The following is a 17,828-nucleotide window of genomic DNA, read 5'->3' as shown; positions in this document are numbered from 1 at the left end:
ATCTCAGGCCTCCATCACGAGCCTGAAACCGGTATTAGCATCCCCATCGCGGGCGTCCTTCTTTGCACGGTAGGCAGATTCAAGCGCATTATCCTTGCTGGAGTAACTTCCGCCCCTGGCGACCACAAGTGTGCTTCCGCTCTTCACTACTGCACTGCCGTCTTCCTTTGCAGCCGAATAGGTATCTCCCCAGCTGTCCTGCACGAGTTCGGCCACGTTGCCGTATGTGTCATGCAGTCCCCAGGGATTTGGAAGCTTTTCACCGACATTGTGAGTGCTTCCCCCTGAATTGGGTTGATACCATGCATAGTCTCTCAGGAAGGGACCTTCCTTTTCGTCCATCTCGCCGAGCGAGTAAAGAGTGGTCGTGCCTGCCCTGGACGCATACTCCCATTCTGCCTCTGTAGGCAGCCTGTATTTGGCAGTGCCCTCCTCTTTATTGAGCTTGGCTATGAATTCCTGAACCTCGTTCCAGGACACACTCTCTACAGGCTTCTTATTGCCCTGTGATACTGAAGGATTGCTGCCCATGATCTCGACCCACTGCTCCTGGGTGACCTCATACCTGCCGATATAGAACGGCTTCTGCAGCCTCACCTGATGTACCGGCTGGGAAGCGGCATACTTGGGAGAGCCCATTGTGAAAGTGCCGGCTTCCACATACCGGAATTCCATACCTATGGAGTTGGTGAGCTCATCACCTGCATCCCCAGTGCCTGAGGACAGACTGCCATCTGCATTATCGTCACCATTGTCATCTGAAGTGCATCCTGTAACTGATATAGCTAAAAGGAGCACTATAAGGATAGATATTACTCTTTTAGTATCGCACCACATAAGTACCACTTATGGCATTTTTCAGACATGATATATTAATAGGTATCCATATAGCCAGCTCCGGGGCAGCCAATACCGGAATAATTCAGGGGCAATTCCGGAACAATAATGGCACTAAAGCCATCTTTGGATTCTGCGATGTTACCGAATCCCTTTATAATCCGGATTCATCCACACCAGCAGTACGTCATCCTCAAGACTGCCATCAGGCCTCCGTATCCTTTTTACCATCCTGCCCTCCTCGATAAAGCCAAGAGAACTGTAAAGGTTCAGTGCAGCGTAATTGCTCTCCTTTGCTATCAGCTCGACCCTGAGAACCCCGGGATGTTCTGACCTCACCTTATCAAGCATTGTTTTGAAAAGCGTCCTCCCAATGCCTTTCCTCTGGAAGTCGGGATGCACTACGACTGTCAGGTGCTCAAGAACATGAGAAAGAGCCTTGAGGGCAGGCCTGTAGGTGTGTATCTCCCCGATGAGCCTGTCGCTCCCGGCATCATCGACTACAAAGATCATGCCGCCTGTAAGACTGTTCCTGACAAACTTGTCCACATATTCCTCTGTGACCTCAGAGGCTTCCCGGATAATGCCGCCTGAAAGAGTGGCAACTTCACGATAGAGGACTAAAAGCTTGTGCTTGTCTTCAAGGGTTCCAGGACGTGGAAATATCAGAGGGGTCAATGTAAAGGCACCTGCTTTTCAGCTATTTAACCTGTATAAGTATATGGCACACATATAATAAGGGATTACAGAAACTAAACTGGTTTGACCTGCGGAAAAAATGTAACTGTTCTGGCCACCCTCCTTAAATACTAAAAATCCACTTATTTAATCAAAAAAGGACGGAATATGCCCCAGATTCCAAACAGACATCCCACCCTCTGGATCAGATCCTCAAAGTCCGGCTCACTGGAAGGCAGGACCATAGTGCTGGCGGTCACAGGCAGCATAGCAGCCGTGCGGACAGTGGAGCTTGCACGGGAACTGATACGCAGGGGAGCGGACGTATATGCGGTCATGAGCGAGGCCGCATCCTGGATCATCAATCCCATGGCCCTGCACTACGCTACAGGGAATGAGGTAGTCACTGCGATCTCCGGAAAGGTGGAGCATGTGGAGTTCTTTGGGAAAGAAGGCAGGGCCGACCTACTTCTTGTGGCACCTGCAACTGCCAACACTGTCGGAAAGATGGCGACAGGTATAGATGACACACCTGTAACGACCTTTGCAACTACTGCCATCGGAGCAGGCAAGCCTGTCATGGTGGTGCCTGCCATGCATGAGGATATGTACAGGCACCCTGCTGTGGCAGATAACCTGGAGAAATTAAGGTCGTGGGGGATAGCCATCGTTGGGCCCAGGATGGAAGAGGGTATCGCCAAGATAAGCAGCAACGAAGAGATAGTGCTTGAGACCGAGCGGATGTTAAAAGGCCACAGCCTGCGAGGGAAGAAGATACTCATCACAAGCGGCTCGACGGCAGAAGCTGTTGATCCCATAAGGATCCTCACCAACCGTGCATCGGGAAAGACAGGTGCCGAACTGGCGCTGGAAGCCTATCGCAGGGGCGCCGAGGTTACAATCGTTCACAGGAACAGGCTTGGCATGGGCGGTATCCGGGAGATTTTCGCAGAGAGCGCAGGGCAGATGACAGATGCCGTGCTGGAGGAGCTCTCAGAAGGTTACGACGTGCTGATAAGCGCTGCAGCCATCGGGGACTATACACTGGAGGCAGCCGGGACGAAGATCAAGTCCGGAGGCTCACCCGTAATCTCACTTACACCCACGCGCAAGCTGATAACGGAAGCAAGGAAAGCGTTCCCGGAAATAAGGATAATAGGGTTCAAGGCGGAGACAGGAATAGACAGAGAAGAGCTTTTCCACCGTGCATTGCAGACACTCGCCAACTCCGGCCTTGACATGATAGTTGCCAACGATGTCAGCCAGGGAGGCATGGGAACGGATGAGAACAGTGTGTATCTTATCAGGCCCGACAGGAAGGAGCATGGCAATATAAGGGGTCCGAAGAGCCTGATCGCAGGTGCCCTGATGGACGAGATCGCAATGATGCTTTCTGCAGGGGATAAAATTAAATGAACAGTCATTATGCGCTCAGTGCCAGAGCTTTTGCACCTGCCCACATAACAGGTTTTTTCGAAGTGCACGACCATGCGGACCCTATGAAAAAAGGCTCCACAGGCTGCGGGATAGTGCTCAGTGCAGGGATCGAGACAACGGTGACCATGGGTGAAGGCATCGAAGAGACAGTCATCCTGCTGAACGGGAAAGAAGTTGAAGGGATTACCAGCAGGACTGTTGTGGAAATGCTTACCGATAGGCCTGTCAGGGTTGAGAGCACTACCCAGGTGCCGGTTGAATGCGGACTGGGTGCATCCGGCGCCGGCTCCCTTGGAACGGCCTATGCGCTAAACCGGGTACTGTCGCTGAACCTTACCACCAATAAGCTCAACGGGATAGCGCATGTTGCTGAAGTCCGCAACAGCAGCGGGCTCGGGGATGTGGCAGCGCAGTCACTGGGAGGAGCCGTGATAAGAACCTCACCGGGGGCTCCGGGTGTGGGTTCATGCGACAGGATACCTTCAGGCGAATCGGATGTATACTGTGTGGTCCTGGGAAAGCTGTCCACGGGCATGGTGCTGGGAAGCCGAGAGGCTGTGAGAAATATAAATGATGCAGGAAAGGAAGCCATGAAAAGGCTTATGGTAAGACCCTGCATGGAGAATTTCATGAGATGTGCCAGGGACTTTTCCATTGGTGCAAACCTTGCTACTGATGAGATCACGGATATTATTGAGGCTGTGGAGGCCATAGGTGGAATGGCATCCCAGGCCATGCTGGGCAACACGGTCTTTGCAGTCGGGACAGAGAGCACGGGTGCAGAATTGAAGGAGGTTCTCTCCGGTTTCGGCCAGGTGCTGCACTACAGGATAAATCCGGGCAGTATCAGAATGATCTGAAAGGGTGACGCAAGAATGATCAAGGAGACGGATATATGACTGAGATTCCCAGGGACCATCCGAGATACGAGTCCCTGATCACCAGGGAGAAAATAGTGGAAGGCGTAAGGATGGGCTATACAAGTCTGCAAGGGCTGGTGGCGCAGGGCAGGGGTGAGGCTTTCGATTACCTTATAGGCGAAAAGACCACGGAGTCTGCCGCTGTGGCGGAAAGGGCTGCCGTGGCACATATCCTCCTCGCAGGGAACCCGATCATATCGGTGAATGGGAACACTGCGGCGCTTGTACCCGAAAGCATGGTGGCCCTTGCAGATATCACCGGGGCGACCCTTGAAGTGAACCTGTTCCACAGGAGCGATGCCAGAGTGCATCAGATCACGGAGCTGCTCAAGTCCCACGGCGCTTCCAGGGTGCTTGGAGGCAAGGGCGACAAGAGGCTGGACCTGTCCCATGACAGGGCGATAGTGGACGAGGAGGGCATCTTCAGCGCAGATGTGGTGCTGGTGCCCCTGGAAGATGGGGACCGCTGCCAGAAACTGGTGGAGATGGGCAAGACTGTCATTGCCATTGACCTGAACCCGCTGTCAAGAACCTCACTTAGCGCCACTGTGACCATCGTCGACAATGTGACCCGGGCACTGCAGAACATGACCCTTTTCGCCAGGGACATGAAGCAGCAGAGCAGGCAGTCCCTCCTGGAAGTTGTTGGAACGTATGATAACAGCAAGGTCATCTCAGATGCCCTCTATGCCATCCAGGAAAGGCTGAAACAGCAGTCCGAAGAGAGAGGTATCCGATGGATCTGATCGAGCAGACCAGGGAGTTCGTCTCCGGACTGCTGGAAGGGGAGCCAAGCACCCACGACATCTCGCATATCGAGCGCGTGGAAAAGCTCTGCCTGCGCATCCGGGAGACCGAGGGAGGAGACCTGCAGGTGCTGCAGCTTGCCGCACTGCTCCATGATGCCGGCATTGTAAGGGAGCATCAGGAAGGCGGAAACCACGCAGTCTACAGCGCCGAGATAGCAAGACAGTTCCTTGCCGAGCGGGGCCTGGAAGAGAATATGGTGGAGCATGTGGCTTCCTGTATCCTCACCCATCGCTTCAGCAGAGGGATGCAGGCCGAGACCATCGAGGCCATGATACTGCAGGATGCGGACAGGCTGGATGCCCTCGGAGCCGTGGGGATCTTCCGCTCTCTCGTATCCATGGGAGCACTGAGGGCTCTGAAGAGCACCATCGGTACGATCAAGGAAACCTCAATGAACGCTTATACGGAGGACCCATTCGACGGGTTCTACGATTACATGCAAAGGAAGCCTTTCAGGATAATGGAAAGGCTGAACACCCGGACTGCAAGGGATATAGCGGAGCAGAGGTTAAGGATAATGCACCTGTACCTTGAGGAGCTGAGGTCCGAACTGGAGTAGATGTGTAAAAATGAAGGAGAACTGACATGGCAGATATTATCATCAAGAATGCTTATGTGCTCACGATGGACCCTGATCTAGGCGATATTGAGAACGGGGTCGTGGTCATTGAGAACGGTTTGATCAAAGAGGTCGGCAGATCGACAGGCAGCACCGCAGACAAAATAATAGATGCACGAGGCTGCGTGGTCATGCCCGGGCTTATCAACACGCACTGCCATGCAGGCATGACACTGTTCAGGGGCTATGCCGATGACATGCACCTGAAGGAGTGGCTGGAGGATCGGATCTGGCCTGCGGAAGCCAAGCTCACGGACGATGATATCCATATAGGCAGCCTGCTTGCCTGCCTGGAGATGATAAGGTCCGGTACCACTTCCTTTGCAGATATGTATATCCACATGGACAGGGTTGCCCAGGCCGTTAAAGAGTCCGGCATCAGGGCTGCATTGTCTTACGGGATGATAGACTTTGGGAGCAAAGAGAAGGCCGATGCTGAGCTTAAAGAAGGCAGCAGGTTCGTCAGCCAGTGGAACGGAAAAGCGGATGGCAGGATCACCACCATGTACGGTCCCCATGCTCCGAACACATGCTCCAGGGAATTCCTGATAAGGGTGAAGGAGCAGGCTGTAAAGGATAAGATAAGGATACACATCCACGTGCTTGAGACCGAGGCAGAGCTCAACTACATGAAAGAGAACTTCGGCATGTGCTCCATCCATTTCCTCAAGGATATTGATTTCTGGGGTACTGACGTACTTGCAGCGCATTGTGTCTGGCTCTCGGACGGCGACATAAAGATACTGGCAGAGTACGGGGTGAACATATCCCACAACCCCGTAAGCAACATGAAACTTGCATCCGGCATAGCACCGGTGGCAAAGTTGATTGCAAGCGGTGCCAACGTGTGCCTCGGGACGGACGGCTGCGCATCCAACAACAATCTTGACATGTTCGAGGAGATGAAGACTGCAGCACTGCTACAGAAAGTGGGCACCATGGACCCTACGGCATTGCCTGCACGTCAGGTGCTCGAGATGGCGACCGTCAACGGGGCAAAGGCTCTTGGCATAAAGAGCGGTGTACTGAAGGAAGGGCACAATGCGGATATGATCATCGTGGACATGAGAAAGCCTCACCTGACACCTCTGCACGATGTTGCCTCACAGCTTGTGTATGCCGCAAGCGGCAAGGATGTCAGGACGACCATCGTGGCCGGAAAAGTCCTCATGGAAGATTTCATGGTCACCTGCCTTGATGAACAGGACATCCTTGGGAAGGCAGTGCAGACATCAAAGAACCTTGCATCACGGATCGACTCGTGAGACCGACACGCAGTAGATACTTAATATAGACAAAAAGTATATGCAGTGCAGACCGACCGAGAAATGAAGATACAGATGATATTGGCCGGCGTAAAGCAGGCCATAGAGTGATCAATTACAATACATCATGAGGAGATAGCAGATGAGTGAAACAGAAATGGTGGATTCCGGAAGACTGAAAATAGAGTGGGCACGCAGCCATATGCCGGTGCTTGCAGCTATAAGGGAACAGTTCGAGAAGGAGAGGCCCCTGAAGGGGCACAGGGTGGGGATGGCACTCCATGTGGAGGCAAAGACCGCAGTGCTTGTACAGACCCTGGTGGCAGGAGGGGCCGAGGTTGCTATAACAGGGTGCAACCCGCTGAGCACCCAGGACGATGTCGCACTTGCACTGGATGCCTGCAAGGACATTGACTGTTATGCAAGGTATGACTGCTGCAATGACGAGTATTACGAGGCCATCGACAAGGTGCTGGACTTCGGGCCAGACATCACAATAGACGACGGAGCAGACCTTATCTTCAAGCTCCATACAGAACGCACCGAAATGCTTCCCACCATACTGGGCGGATGCGAGGAGACTACTACAGGTATTCACAGGCTCAAGGCCATGGAGCGCGACGGGGCACTCAAGATGCCGGTCATCGCAGTCAATGATGCCCAGACAAAGTTCCTGTTCGATAACCGCTATGGTACGGGACAGTCTTCCTGGGACGGGATCATGAGGACCACGAACCTGCTCATTGCCGGGAAGAATGTGGTCGTTGCAGGCTACGGATGGTGTGGCAAAGGCGCTGCGATGCGTGCAAAAGGGCTGGGAGCTAATGTAATAGTTACTGAGATCGATGTTATCAGGGCACTGGAAGCACGTATGGACGGCAACGCGGTAATGACCATGAAGGAAGCTGCAAAAATAGGAGACATCTTCCTGACAACCACAGGTAACAGAGATATCATCAGCAGGGAACACTTCGAGGTCATGAAGGACGGGGCCATTCTTGCCAATGCGGGACACTTCAATGTGGAGATCAACCTGGAAGACCTGGGATCTATGGCAAAATCAGTGCGTACGTCAAGGAAGAACATAATGGAATACGTCCTCGGCAGCAGGAAAGTATATGTCCTTGCCGAAGGCAGGCTTGTTAACCTAGCAGCAGGCGACGGCCACCCTGCGGAGGTCATGGACATGAGCTTTGCAAACCAGGCACTATGTGTCAGGTACATAGCCGAGAACAGGCTTCCCAACGGAGTACATGTAGTGCCCCGTGAGCTGGATATGAGTGTAGCCGAGATGAAGCTCAAGTCCATGGGCATCAGTATTGACAGGCTTTCATCCGAGCAGACAAAATACATGGAAGGCTGGGAATGCGGGACCTGATAGGTCCTGATCCTGTCCCACAATCAGAAAGCCGGAGTTGGGGAAATATCCCTGAGATTTCCCCTCACTTTGTAAAGTCGCTGTTTTATGATATATATAGATTGCCAGATATAATTTATTAGAGTTATAAAAATAAAATGGCGAATAAACAAATATAAATAGTAAAAAAGCATTTACAGGCTCTGATGAGCAAGAGACTTAAGGCCTCCATAAAGTATATATAACATGTGAACCTCTAGTCACCGCTACACCGAAGAATGGACGTGCAGTACCTCCGGCGAATAAAGACATACCAAAATGGGCTCGTAGCTCAGTCAGGCAGAGCGTCTGGCTTTTAACCAGACGGCCTAGGGTTCAAATCCCTACGAGCCCGCCAAGATTTTGCGAGGAGTGTCCACGTTCACATTTTTGAGGGAGGAACTACAGTGTCAGAGAGAAAATATAGCCTGCTCAACCACGAATTAATTCCCAAGCATGAGATCATGTCCGAAGAGGAATTAAAGCTTGTTTTAAAAAGTTACAATATCGGGAAAGAACAGCTTCCGAAAATAAAGGTTGAGGATCCTGTTATAAAAGAGATCGGGGCACAGGCGGGAGAAGTTGTCAGGATCACCCGTAACAGCCAGACTGCTGGCGAAGCGTTCTACTATAGGCTTGTCATCGCGTGAAATCCCGGGACTGTTCATTTCACAGAGAAACAAGGACATTATCATTATGATTTTTTTGCGCAATTACCATATCACAGAAAGAGGGTGCTATCATAGCGTTAAGTAAAGGGCAAATAGCGAATTCGTTTTTCACGAAAGAAAAGATCGTGCAGCATCACATCGATTCTTTTAACAAGTTCCTGGAAAGCGGACTCCAAAAGATTATCGATGAGCAAAGGATCATCGAGACCGATCTTGAAGATACATACATCAAGCTGGGAAAGATCAGAGTAGAGAACCCTGTTGTCAAAGAAGCGGACGGGGCTATTGAGAAGCTCTACCCCAACGAGGCAAGGCTCAGGAACCTCTCCTACTCCGCACCCCTCTACCTGCAGATGAGCGTAGTGGTGGGAGAAGAAGAAAAAGAGCCGCAGGAAGCAAAGATAGGACAGCTTCCGGTAATGATCAAATCCGACATCTGTAACCTGACAGAACTGACGGATGAGGAAATGGTGAAATATGGAGAGGACCCGCTGGACCCCGGAGGATACTTCATAGTCAACGGCACGGAGCGCGTGGTCATGACACTGGAAGACCTTGCTCCGAACAAGATCCTCACCGAGTATGGTGAGAGATATGGCGACATGATCGAGGTCGCAAAAGTGTTCTCCCAGAGAAGAGGATACAGGGCTCTCGTGGTAGTAGAGAGGGGAAGGAAGTCACTCCTCGAGGTGTCATTCCCATCCATTTCAGGCCGCGTTAATTTCATTACCCTGATGAGGGCGCTTGGCGTCGAGACTGATGAGGATCTCGTCAAGGTGGTTTCCACTGACCCGGAGATAATGAAGTTCATGTTCGAGAATCTGGAAGAGGCCGAGGTCTCAACAGTGGAGGAGGCGATGGAGAAGATCGGCTCCCGCGTCGCTTCCGGGCAGGCCAGGGATTACCAGATCAAGCGTGCCAACTACGTTATTGACAGATACCTGCTGCCACACCTTGGCAACGAGCCTGGTAACAGGGTCGCCAAGGCGAACTTCCTGGGCAGAATGGCGGAATCATGCTTCGAGCTTGCGCTGAGCAAGAGGAAAGAGGATGACAAGGACCACTATTCCAATAAGAGGCTCAAGCTTACAGGCGACCTTATGGAAGATCTCTTCAGGGTGGCTTTCAACAGGCTTTCCCGCGACATCAAGTACCAGCTCGAAAGAGCGAACATGAGGAACCGCGAGCTGAACGTCATCACACTGGTACGTGCAGACGTGCTTACCGACCGCCTGCAGCACCCGCTTGCAACCGGCAACTGGGTTGGCGGCAGGACCGGCGTGTCACAGCTTCTTGACAGGACCGATTATATCTCAACACTGTCCCACCTGAGACGTGTCATTTCCCCGCTTTCCAGGGCACAGCCACACTTCGAGGCCCGTGACCTGCACCCGACACAGTGGGGAAGGCTATGCCCGTCCGAAACGCCTGAAGGGCCGAATTGTGGACTTGTGAAGAACTTCGCCCAGATGGTCGAGCTGTCCACAGGGTCCGACGAGGACAAGGTTATCAAGAGCATACTTTTTGACCTGGGAGTAACTCCCACATTGATCCGTTCGTCCTTCCACAAGATACCGGGCTATGATGGAGAGATGGAAGAGTTCATTGATGAAGAAGGTGTCCAGCACATCGACGAAGATAATACAGAGCCGCTTGGATATGCTAACTACTCCGATACACTGGACGATAATTTAGGAGGATTACTGGATGAATGAAGCTAAAGTGTTCCTGAACGGGGAACTGATAGGCACACACAACGACCCTGCAGACCTGGTGGAAAACATAAGGAAACAGCGCAGAGCAGGAGTTATCTCCAGCCAGATCAACGTCACTCTGTACGAAGATATCCATGAGGTCATTATCAACTCTGACATGGGACGTGCAAGAAGGCCGCTCATCGTAGTTGATAACGGGCAGGCCATGGTAAGTCCTGAAGAGGAAGATTTGATCGCAGTCGGCGAACTGTCCTTTGAAGAGCTTCTCACCCTGGGAAAGATAGAGTACCTTGATGCGGAAGAGGAAGAGAACGCATTCATCGCCCTTTACCGCGACGAAATAGTTGCGAATCACACTCATATGGAGATCAACCCGGGACTTATCCTGGGTATCGGTACGGGCATGGTCCCCTACCCGGAACACAACGCATCCCCGCGTAATACCATGGGTGCTGCGATGGTAAAGCAGTGTATCGGCGTGTCCACGTCCAACACCAAGCTCAGGCCGGACACCCGTGCCCACCTGCTCCACTACCCTCAGAAGGCTATGGTAAGGACGCAGACCTGCGAGGCGATCCACTTCGATGAGAGGCCTGCCGGACAGAACTTCGTCGTAGCTGTCATGTCCTACGAGGGGCATAACATTGAAGATGCACTGGTCTTCAACAAGGGCTCCATCGAGAGAGGGCTTGGAAGAAGCCATTTCCTGAGAACCTTCGAGGGCGAGGAGAGAAGATACCCCGGCGGCCAGGAAGACAAGTTCGAGATTCCCGACTCAGAGTTCAGGGGAGCCCGCAGCCCCGAAGCATACGCAAACCTTGACGTCGACGGCCTTGTTAACCCTGAGACCGTTGTAGGCCCCAATGACGTGCTCATCGGTAAGACCAGCCCGCCGCGTTTCCTTGAAGAGCAGTCCGACTTCGGCATTACCGTGGAGCAGCGCAGGGAAAGTGCCATCACGATGCGCTCCAACGAGAAAGGAGTCGTCGACACCGTACTGCTGACAGAATCCATCAACGGTACCCGCCTTGCAAAGGTCAAGATAAGGGACCAGAGGATACCCGAGATCGGTGACAAGTTCGCATCCAGGCACGGCCAGAAGGGAGTTATCGGGCTTATCGTACCCTATGAGGACATGCCCTTTACCCAGACAGGCATGGTGCCTGACCTTGTTATCAACCCGCACGCCATCCCGTCACGTATGACTGTAGGGCATGTGCTTGAGATGATCGGAGGCAAGATAGGGTCCATGGAAGGAAGGCGCATCAATGCAACAGCGTTCTCAGGAGAGTATGAGGACGACCTGCGCGCCGCACTTAAGAACCATGGTTTCGCCCACACCGGCAAGGAAGTGTTCTACGACGGCGTCACCGGACAGATGATCCGTGCCGACGTGTTCGTGGGAGTCATTCTTTACCAGAAGCTGCACCACATGGTTGCCTCAAAGATGCATGCAAGGTCCCGCGGACCCGTGCAGGTGCTGACCCGCCAGCCAACCGAAGGACGCGCCCGTGAAGGAGGTCTGCGTTTCGGAGAAATGGAGCGTGATGTGCTTATCGGCCATGGCGCTGCAATGACATTGAAAGAAAGATTACTGGATGAATCTGACAAGGTCGTCGAGCTTGTCTGCGGACACTGCGGAATGATCGCCACTTTCGACAGGAAGAGGAACATCAGATACTGCGCCAACTGCGGTGCTGAGACAGATATCCATCCGGTGGAAATGAGTTATGCATTCAAACTATTGCTTGATGAGATCAAGTCCCTTGGTGTGGCCCCGAGGCTGCAGCTCGAGGACGCTGTCTGAGGTGAACACGAAATGAAAGACCTGCCATCTATCCCAAAAAGAATCGGAGCTATCAAGTTCGGTCTGCTGTCACCCAGAGAGGTAAGAAAGATGAGCGTGACGTCCATCGTCACTGCTGACACTTACGATGATGACGGATACCCAATTGATATGGGACTTATGGACCTGAGACTCGGGGTCATCGACCCCGGCCTCAAGTGCAAGACCTGCGGAAGCCGTGCCGGCGAGTGTCCGGGACATTTCGGACATATCGAGCTTGTTGCCCCGGTCATCCATGTGGGTTTCAACAAGACCATCAGGAAGACACTGCGCTCAATATGCCACAACTGCAGCAGGCTTCTGCTCACTGCCGACCAGAAGAACACTTTCCTCATGCAGCTCAACAGTGCCAAGGAAATGGGCCACCTGCCTGATGATATAGTCAACGAGGTGTTCAAGGAAGCCCGCAAGACAAAAATATGCCCCTATTGCTCCGCAGAGCAGAAAGAGGTCAAGTTCGAAAAGCCCAGCGATTACATAGAGGACGGCCACAAGCTCACCCCTACCGAGATCAGGGACCGCTTTGAGAACATACCCGACGATGATGTGAAAGTGCTGGGCATGGACCCGAGCAGTGCAAGGCCCGAGTGGATGGTGCTTACAGTCCTTCCTGTGCCGCCGGTCACCGTAAGGCCATCGATCACCCTTGAATCCGGCCAGAGGAGCGAGGATGACCTTACCCATAAGCTTGTGGATATCATCCGCATCAACCAGAGGTTCCAGGAGAACAGGGATGCAGGCGCACCCCAGCTTATCATAGAGGACCTGTGGGAATTGCTGCAATACCACGTGACAACATTCTTCGATAATGAAGTATCAGGCGTGCCACCTGCAAGACACAGATCAGGGAGGCCACTCAAGACTCTCACACAGCGTCTTAAGGGTAAGGAAGGGCGTTTCAGGGGAAGCCTGTCAGGTAAGCGTGTCAATTTCTCTGCACGTACTGTAGTGTCCCCCGAACCGAACCTTAGTATCAACGAGGTTGGCGTACCCTTTGAGATAGCTCACCAGATGACGATACCCGAAAAGGTCACAAGCAGGAACATCGAGCTGCTGCGTATGTACGTACTCAGGGGCAGCGAAGTTCACCCGGGTGCGAACTACGTGATACGTGAGGACGGAAGGCGTATCAGGGTGTCTGAAACAAATAAAGATGAGCTTGCGGAGAAGATACAGCTGGGATGGACCGTCGAGAGACAGCTCATGGACGGCGACATAGTGCTCTTCAACAGACAGCCATCCCTCCACAAGATGAGTATCATGGCCCACAAGGTGAAGGTACTGCCTTACAAGACATTCAGGCTTAACCCGGCCGTGTGCCCGCCATACAACGCTGACTTCGATGGTGATGAGATGAACATGCACGTCCTGCAGACCGAGGAGTCCAGGGCCGAGGCAAGTATTCTCATGCAGGTGCAGGAGAACATCCTCTCCCCGCGTTTCGGAGGACCTATCATCGGCGGTATCCACGACCACATCTCAGGGCTTTTCCTGCTCACCAGGAATGAGAACGACATCACAAAGACCGCTGCACTGGAACTTCTAAGGAAGTCCGATATAAGGGACCTGCCCGAGCCTGCAGCACATACCGAATCCGGCGAGCCGAGATGGAACGGGAAACAGATCTTCAGCCAGATATTGCCCAAAGGCCTCTTCCTGGAGTTCCCGGCTCAGGTCTGCTTCAAGTGTGACACATGCAAAAAGAAGGACTGCGAGTATGATGCATACGTTGTCATAGACAATGGTGAGATGATCCAGGGAACCATTGATGAGCAGGCTATCGGAGCCTTCAAGGGCAAGATCCTTGACAAGATCGTAAAGGAATACGGCACCGAGGCAGGAGCCAAGTTCGTGGACGACTTCACAAGGCTTGCAATACGCGGGGTCATGAAGACGGGACTCAGTTTCGGAATAAGCGATGAGGACATACCCTCAACTGCCAGGATGCAGATAATCAATCTGCTGAACGAGGCTGAAGGGAACGTCCAGAGGCTTATCGAGGCTTATGAGGCGAAGGAGCTCGAAGCGCTCCCCGGACGTACAATGGATGAGACAATCGAGATGAAAATCATGCAGGAACTCGGTAAGGCCAGGGACCAGGCAGGTAACATTGCCGGAAGGCAGCTGGGTCTTGAGAACTCTGCAGTGATAATGGCTAAATCAGGAGCAAGAGGTTCAATGCTCAACCTTACCCAGATGGCTGCCTGCGTAGGACAGCAGGCGGTCCGTGGCGAGAGGATCAGAAGAGGATACAGCGGAAGGACACTCCCGCACTTCGATAAGGGCGACCTTGGAGCGGATGCACACGGTTTCGTTAAGGCGAGCTACAAGAGCGGCCTCAACCCCACAGAATATTTCTTCCACGCCATTGGTGGCCGTGAAGGTCTTGTGGACACTGCCGTCCGTACATCACAGTCAGGTTACCTCCAGAGGAGGCTTGTTAACGCACTGCAGGATCTTGAAGTGCAGTACGACGGTTCTGTACGTGAGACACGCGGGGTCATCGTACAGTTCAAGTACGGAGAGGATGGTATCGACTCCACCAAGAGTGACTACAGCAAGCCTGAGGCAGTGCATCGCATTGTGAGGATGGTCACAGGAAGAGAGGTGAACTAAACATGAGCATTAGTGAAGCTACTATTGATTCTATGATCGCGCAGCTGGACCTTCCGAAGAACATACTCAAGACGCTCAGGGAAGATGCCTTAAAGGCCAATGTTACAAAGAAGGAACTTGAGGAGATCATTGAGCGCCTTGGGGAAAGCTACAGGTATGCCCTCGTCGAACCGTGTGAAGCTGTAGGCGTCGTTTCAGCCCAGTCCATCGGTGAGCCGGGCACACAGATGACGATGCGTACCTTCCACTACGCCGGTGTCGCTGAGATCAACGTTACCCTGGGCCTTCCCAGGCTTATCGAGATCGTGGATGCAAGGAAACTGCCAAGCACACCGATGATGACAATTGCCCTTGAGCCGGAGTATGCAACAGACAGGGATAAGGCCCGTGTGCTCGCCTGGGAGATAGAGGCAACTCACATCGACAACCTTGCAGATATAACCACAGACCTCGCAAATATGCAGCTGATCATCGACCTTAATGAAAAGACACTTCAGCAGAGGTCCCTCACAGCAGATGAGATTGCCGACAAGGTACGCGAGAAGATGGATGTGGTGGTAACCGTTTCCGGTAACATCTCAAACCAGATCATTCTGACACCAAATGCTCCCTCTTACAGGGAGCTCCTGCAGCTTGCAAAGAACATCCATGGCATAACCCTCAAGGGCATCGAAGGTATCAAGAGGGTTGTTATCAGGAAGGATGGCGACGAGTACACACTCTATACAGAGGGTTCACAGCTCAAGGATGTTCTGCAGATCGAGGGTGTGGATGTCACAAGGACATACACTAACAACATAGAGGAGATCTATTCCGTATTTGGCATAGAAGCTGCAAGGAACGCCATCATTACCGAAGCCAACAACACACTTGGCGAGCAGGGTCTTACTGTGGATATAAGGCACATCATGCTTGTGGCAGATATCATGTGCTGCGACGGCGAGGTAAAGCAGATCGGAAGGCATGGGATCTCTGGTGAGAAGGCCAGTGTGTTCGCCCGTGCAGCCTTCGAGGTCACTGTGAACCACCTCCTTGATGCCGGAATGCGCGGTGACCTTGACGAGCTCAACGGAGTTACGGAGAACATTATCGTAGGACAGCCAATCAAGCTTGGTACAGGCGATGTACACCTTATTTCCAGGTGAACAGTGTTACCTTGTTTAAAAAGAACAACCAGAAACTTCATATAAGGATTCAGGTATTAGAATACAAATCTAAAAGCACATTATAAACGAGTTGATATAAATGGATATTAACCTTGACAAAGCACTTATCAAAGTCATCAGAACCGGCAAGGTCATAATCGGATCAAACCGCACCATCGATGCTGCAGTGAACAACGAGGCAAAAATGGTTGTACTTGCTGCAAACTGCCCGAAAGATGTCAGAACAAAGATAGAGAGCACAAATGTGCCTATCCTCAACTACCCGGGAACCGGCATGGAGCTTGGTCCTGCATGCGGTAAGCCTTACATCATTGCTGCAATGGCCATCATTGACAGCGGTGAGTCTGACATATTAGCTGCATCTTAAAGGGAGTTGCCTTATTTGAGTGAGATCAAGCTGTCTACGGAAGGGCTTAGGTATATAGCTTTATTTGAAGAACTGACGAAGGCAACTGTCAAGGATTGCATAATCGATGACGGACGCATAATATATGTGATCAAGGCGGGTGACATGGGAGCCGCTATCGGAAGAAATGGTGATCACATAAATCGCGTCAAAAAAGCTGTGGACAAGCATATCGATCTCGTGGAATACTCTGACGAGCCTGTCGCATTCATAAAGAATGCTTTCAGCCCTGTAACGGTCAGAACAGTTAATATTGTGGACAGGAACAACAAGCGATTAGCTTATGTAGAAGTATCCAATAAGGACAAGGGACTTGCCATTGGACGTAACGGAAAGAACATAGAGAAAGTCAAGCTTGTTGCAAAGCGCCATCACGATATAGATGACGTCATCCTGCAATGATCACGATCATACACTAAATCAACTCACAGATATAATCGAGGAATCAACATGCCAAATGGAAAATATGCAGCTCATACACTTAAGAGCATTCGCAAAGACGCAAGGTGGAAAGACCCCTACTACAACAGGCGCACACTCGGACTGGACGTTAAGGCAGACCCGTTAGGTGGCGCCCCGCAGGGAAGAGGTATCGTACTTGAAAAAGTTGGTGTCGAGGCAAAGCAGCCCAACTCAGCCATCAGGAAATGTGTGAGGATACAGCTCATCAAGAACGGGCGCCAGGTATCAGCATTCTGTCCCGGTGACGGAGCTATCAACTTCATCGATGAGCACGATGAGGTCACCGTAGAGAGGATTGGTGGCCGCATGGGTGGTGCAATGGGTGATATCCCCGGAGTACGCTTCAAGGTTATCGCAGTGAACAATGTCTCCCTGAGGGAAATGGTCATCGGTCGCAAGGAAAAACCAAGGAGATAATCATTATGCTGAAGTTATTCAATAAATGGGACCTGACAGAGGTAGAGGTCGCAGATGCAGGGATCAAGAAGTACGTGAACCTTGACCCTGTAATAGTTCCCCACAGCAATGGTAAGCATGCAAAGCAGCAGTTCAACAAATCAGAGATCTGCATCGTTGAGCGCCTTGTCAACAACATTATGAGGGAAGAGACAAACACCGGCAAGAAGCAGAATGCAATGGCCGTTGTAAGCGAAGCTCTGGACATCATCCACACAAAGACAAAGAAGAACCCCGTACAGGTGCTTGTTGAGGCTATCGCCAATGCCGGACCCAGGGAAGAGGTCGTAAGGCTCAAGTACGGAGGCATATCCGTGCCAAAGGCAGTCGATACTTCCTCCCAGAGACGTGTAGACACTGCACTCAGGTACATCTCCATGGGTGCAAAGCAGGCCTCCTTCAAATCCAAGAAGAGCGCTGCAAGCGCCCTTGCTGCAGAGATACTGGCTGCTGCAAACCGTGACGCAAAATGCTTCTCCATCAACAGGAAGGATGCTAAGGAAAGAGTTGCAAAGGCAGCACGTTAAT

17 protein-coding genes and 1 tRNA gene are annotated in these 17,828 nt (G+C 52.0%); 16 read left to right on the top strand and 2 right to left on the bottom strand.

Annotated elements, in window-relative coordinates; translation table 11 throughout:
• Positions 1-3: 3 nt before the first annotated feature.
• Entirely contained in the window at positions 4-837 is an 834-nt protein-coding gene (locus PV02_RS03055) for a formylglycine-generating enzyme family protein (RefSeq protein WP_256621889.1), read from the bottom strand.
• A gap of 141 nt (positions 838-978) precedes the next feature.
• Positions 979-1,515, bottom strand: a complete 537-nt coding sequence (locus PV02_RS03050) for a GNAT family N-acetyltransferase (protein WP_256621888.1) — start codon at positions 1,513-1,515, stop codon at positions 979-981.
• Between the two features lie 168 nt (positions 1,516-1,683).
• On the opposite strand from PV02_RS03050, the gene coaBC reads away from it, so the two are divergent.
• The 16 genes from coaBC (at position 1,684) to PV02_RS02970 (ending at position 17,827) form a co-directional block, all read left to right on the top strand.
• Positions 1,684-2,931, top strand: a complete 1,248-nt coding sequence (gene coaBC / locus PV02_RS03045; RefSeq protein WP_256621887.1) for a bifunctional phosphopantothenoylcysteine decarboxylase/phosphopantothenate--cysteine ligase CoaBC — start codon at positions 1,684-1,686, stop codon at positions 2,929-2,931.
• Positions 2,928-3,812, top strand: a complete 885-nt coding sequence (locus tag PV02_RS03040) for a pantoate kinase (protein ID WP_256621886.1) — start codon at positions 2,928-2,930, stop codon at positions 3,810-3,812. The genes coaBC and PV02_RS03040 overlap by 4 nt, the downstream gene beginning before the upstream one ends.
• A 35-nt stretch (positions 3,813-3,847) precedes the next feature.
• On the top strand, positions 3,848-4,618 hold the full coding sequence (locus PV02_RS03035; protein WP_256621885.1) for a 4-phosphopantoate--beta-alanine ligase: 771 nt from the start codon (positions 3,848-3,850) through the stop codon (positions 4,616-4,618).
• On the top strand, positions 4,609-5,241 hold the full coding sequence (locus PV02_RS03030; protein ID WP_256621884.1) for an HD domain-containing protein: 633 nt from the start codon (positions 4,609-4,611) through the stop codon (positions 5,239-5,241). The genes PV02_RS03035 and PV02_RS03030 overlap by 10 nt, the downstream gene beginning before the upstream one ends.
• Positions 5,242-5,267: 26 nt before the next feature.
• Positions 5,268-6,566, top strand: coding sequence for an amidohydrolase family protein (locus tag PV02_RS03025; RefSeq protein WP_256621883.1), 1,299 nt, complete (start codon positions 5,268-5,270; stop codon positions 6,564-6,566).
• Between the two features lie 142 nt (positions 6,567-6,708).
• On the top strand, positions 6,709-7,944 hold the full coding sequence (locus PV02_RS03020; RefSeq protein WP_256621882.1) for an adenosylhomocysteinase: 1,236 nt from the start codon (positions 6,709-6,711) through the stop codon (positions 7,942-7,944).
• A gap of 299 nt (positions 7,945-8,243) precedes the next feature.
• Positions 8,244-8,320, top strand: a tRNA-Lys gene (locus tag PV02_RS03015).
• 49 nt (positions 8,321-8,369) lie between these two features.
• Positions 8,370-8,612: a DNA-directed RNA polymerase subunit H gene (locus tag PV02_RS03010; RefSeq protein WP_256621881.1), complete on the top strand. Its 243-nt coding sequence runs from the start codon at positions 8,370-8,372 to the stop codon at positions 8,610-8,612.
• Positions 8,613-8,758: 146 nt separating this feature from the next.
• Positions 8,759-10,348, top strand: a complete 1,590-nt coding sequence (locus tag PV02_RS03005) for a DNA-directed RNA polymerase subunit B'' (RefSeq protein WP_425438341.1) — start codon at positions 8,759-8,761, stop codon at positions 10,346-10,348.
• Positions 10,341-12,155 carry a DNA-directed RNA polymerase subunit B gene (rpoB, locus tag PV02_RS03000; protein ID WP_256621880.1) on the top strand — a complete coding sequence of 605 codons (1,815 nt, stop codon included), beginning with the start codon at positions 10,341-10,343 and terminating at the stop codon, positions 12,153-12,155. The genes PV02_RS03005 and rpoB overlap by 8 nt, the downstream gene beginning before the upstream one ends.
• 12 nt (positions 12,156-12,167) lie before the next feature.
• Positions 12,168-14,810 (top strand): DNA-directed RNA polymerase subunit A', encoded by a 2,643-nt coding sequence (locus PV02_RS02995; protein ID WP_256621879.1) that lies wholly within the window; start codon positions 12,168-12,170, stop codon positions 14,808-14,810.
• Between the two features lie 2 nt (positions 14,811-14,812).
• Complete coding sequence (gene rpoA2 / locus PV02_RS02990; protein ID WP_342765619.1) at positions 14,813-15,955, top strand: DNA-directed RNA polymerase subunit A''; 1,143 nt, start codon at positions 14,813-14,815, stop codon at positions 15,953-15,955.
• A gap of 100 nt (positions 15,956-16,055) precedes the next feature.
• A complete protein-coding gene (locus tag PV02_RS02985; protein WP_256621878.1) occupies positions 16,056-16,343 on the top strand; it encodes a 50S ribosomal protein L30e in 288 nt (95 codons plus the stop codon).
• A 15-nt stretch (positions 16,344-16,358) separates the two neighbouring features.
• Positions 16,359-16,784 carry a NusA-like transcription termination signal-binding factor gene (locus tag PV02_RS02980; RefSeq protein ID WP_256621877.1) on the top strand — a complete coding sequence of 142 codons (426 nt, stop codon included), beginning with the start codon at positions 16,359-16,361 and terminating at the stop codon, positions 16,782-16,784.
• 48 nt (positions 16,785-16,832) lie between these two features.
• Positions 16,833-17,261: a 30S ribosomal protein S12 gene (locus PV02_RS02975; protein ID WP_256621876.1), complete on the top strand. Its 429-nt coding sequence runs from the start codon at positions 16,833-16,835 to the stop codon at positions 17,259-17,261.
• A gap of 5 nt (positions 17,262-17,266) precedes the next feature.
• Positions 17,267-17,827: a 30S ribosomal protein S7 gene (locus PV02_RS02970; protein ID WP_305891105.1), complete on the top strand. Its 561-nt coding sequence runs from the start codon at positions 17,267-17,269 to the stop codon at positions 17,825-17,827.
• The last annotated feature ends 1 nt before the right edge of the window (position 17,828 follow it).

The organism is Methanolobus chelungpuianus (assembly GCF_024500045.1).
In the GTDB taxonomy this organism is placed as follows: Archaea; Halobacteriota; Methanosarcinia; order Methanosarcinales; family Methanosarcinaceae; genus Methanolobus; species Methanolobus chelungpuianus.
This window is presented reverse-complemented; position numbering and strand designations above follow the sequence as displayed.

Coding starts and splice junctions, on each gene's coding strand:
- PV02_RS03055 (WP_256621889.1), bottom strand. CDS start 837: ATGTGGTGCGATACTAAAAGAGTAATATCTATCCTTATAGTGCTCCTT.
- coaBC (WP_256621887.1), top strand. CDS start 1,684: ATGCCCCAGATTCCAAACAGACATCCCACCCTCTGGATCAGATCCTCA.
- PV02_RS03040 (WP_256621886.1), top strand. CDS start 2,928: ATGAACAGTCATTATGCGCTCAGTGCCAGAGCTTTTGCACCTGCCCAC.
- PV02_RS03035 (WP_256621885.1), top strand. CDS start 3,848: ATGACTGAGATTCCCAGGGACCATCCGAGATACGAGTCCCTGATCACC.
- PV02_RS03030 (WP_256621884.1), top strand. CDS start 4,609: ATGGATCTGATCGAGCAGACCAGGGAGTTCGTCTCCGGACTGCTGGAA.
- PV02_RS03025 (WP_256621883.1), top strand. CDS start 5,268: ATGGCAGATATTATCATCAAGAATGCTTATGTGCTCACGATGGACCCT.
- PV02_RS03020 (WP_256621882.1), top strand. CDS start 6,709: ATGAGTGAAACAGAAATGGTGGATTCCGGAAGACTGAAAATAGAGTGG.
- rpoB (WP_256621880.1), top strand. CDS start 10,341: ATGAATGAAGCTAAAGTGTTCCTGAACGGGGAACTGATAGGCACACAC.
- PV02_RS02995 (WP_256621879.1), top strand. CDS start 12,168: ATGAAAGACCTGCCATCTATCCCAAAAAGAATCGGAGCTATCAAGTTC.
- rpoA2 (WP_342765619.1), top strand. CDS start 14,813: ATGAGCATTAGTGAAGCTACTATTGATTCTATGATCGCGCAGCTGGAC.
- PV02_RS02985 (WP_256621878.1), top strand. CDS start 16,056: ATGGATATTAACCTTGACAAAGCACTTATCAAAGTCATCAGAACCGGC.
- PV02_RS02975 (WP_256621876.1), top strand. CDS start 16,833: ATGCCAAATGGAAAATATGCAGCTCATACACTTAAGAGCATTCGCAAA.
- PV02_RS02970 (WP_305891105.1), top strand. CDS start 17,267: ATGCTGAAGTTATTCAATAAATGGGACCTGACAGAGGTAGAGGTCGCA.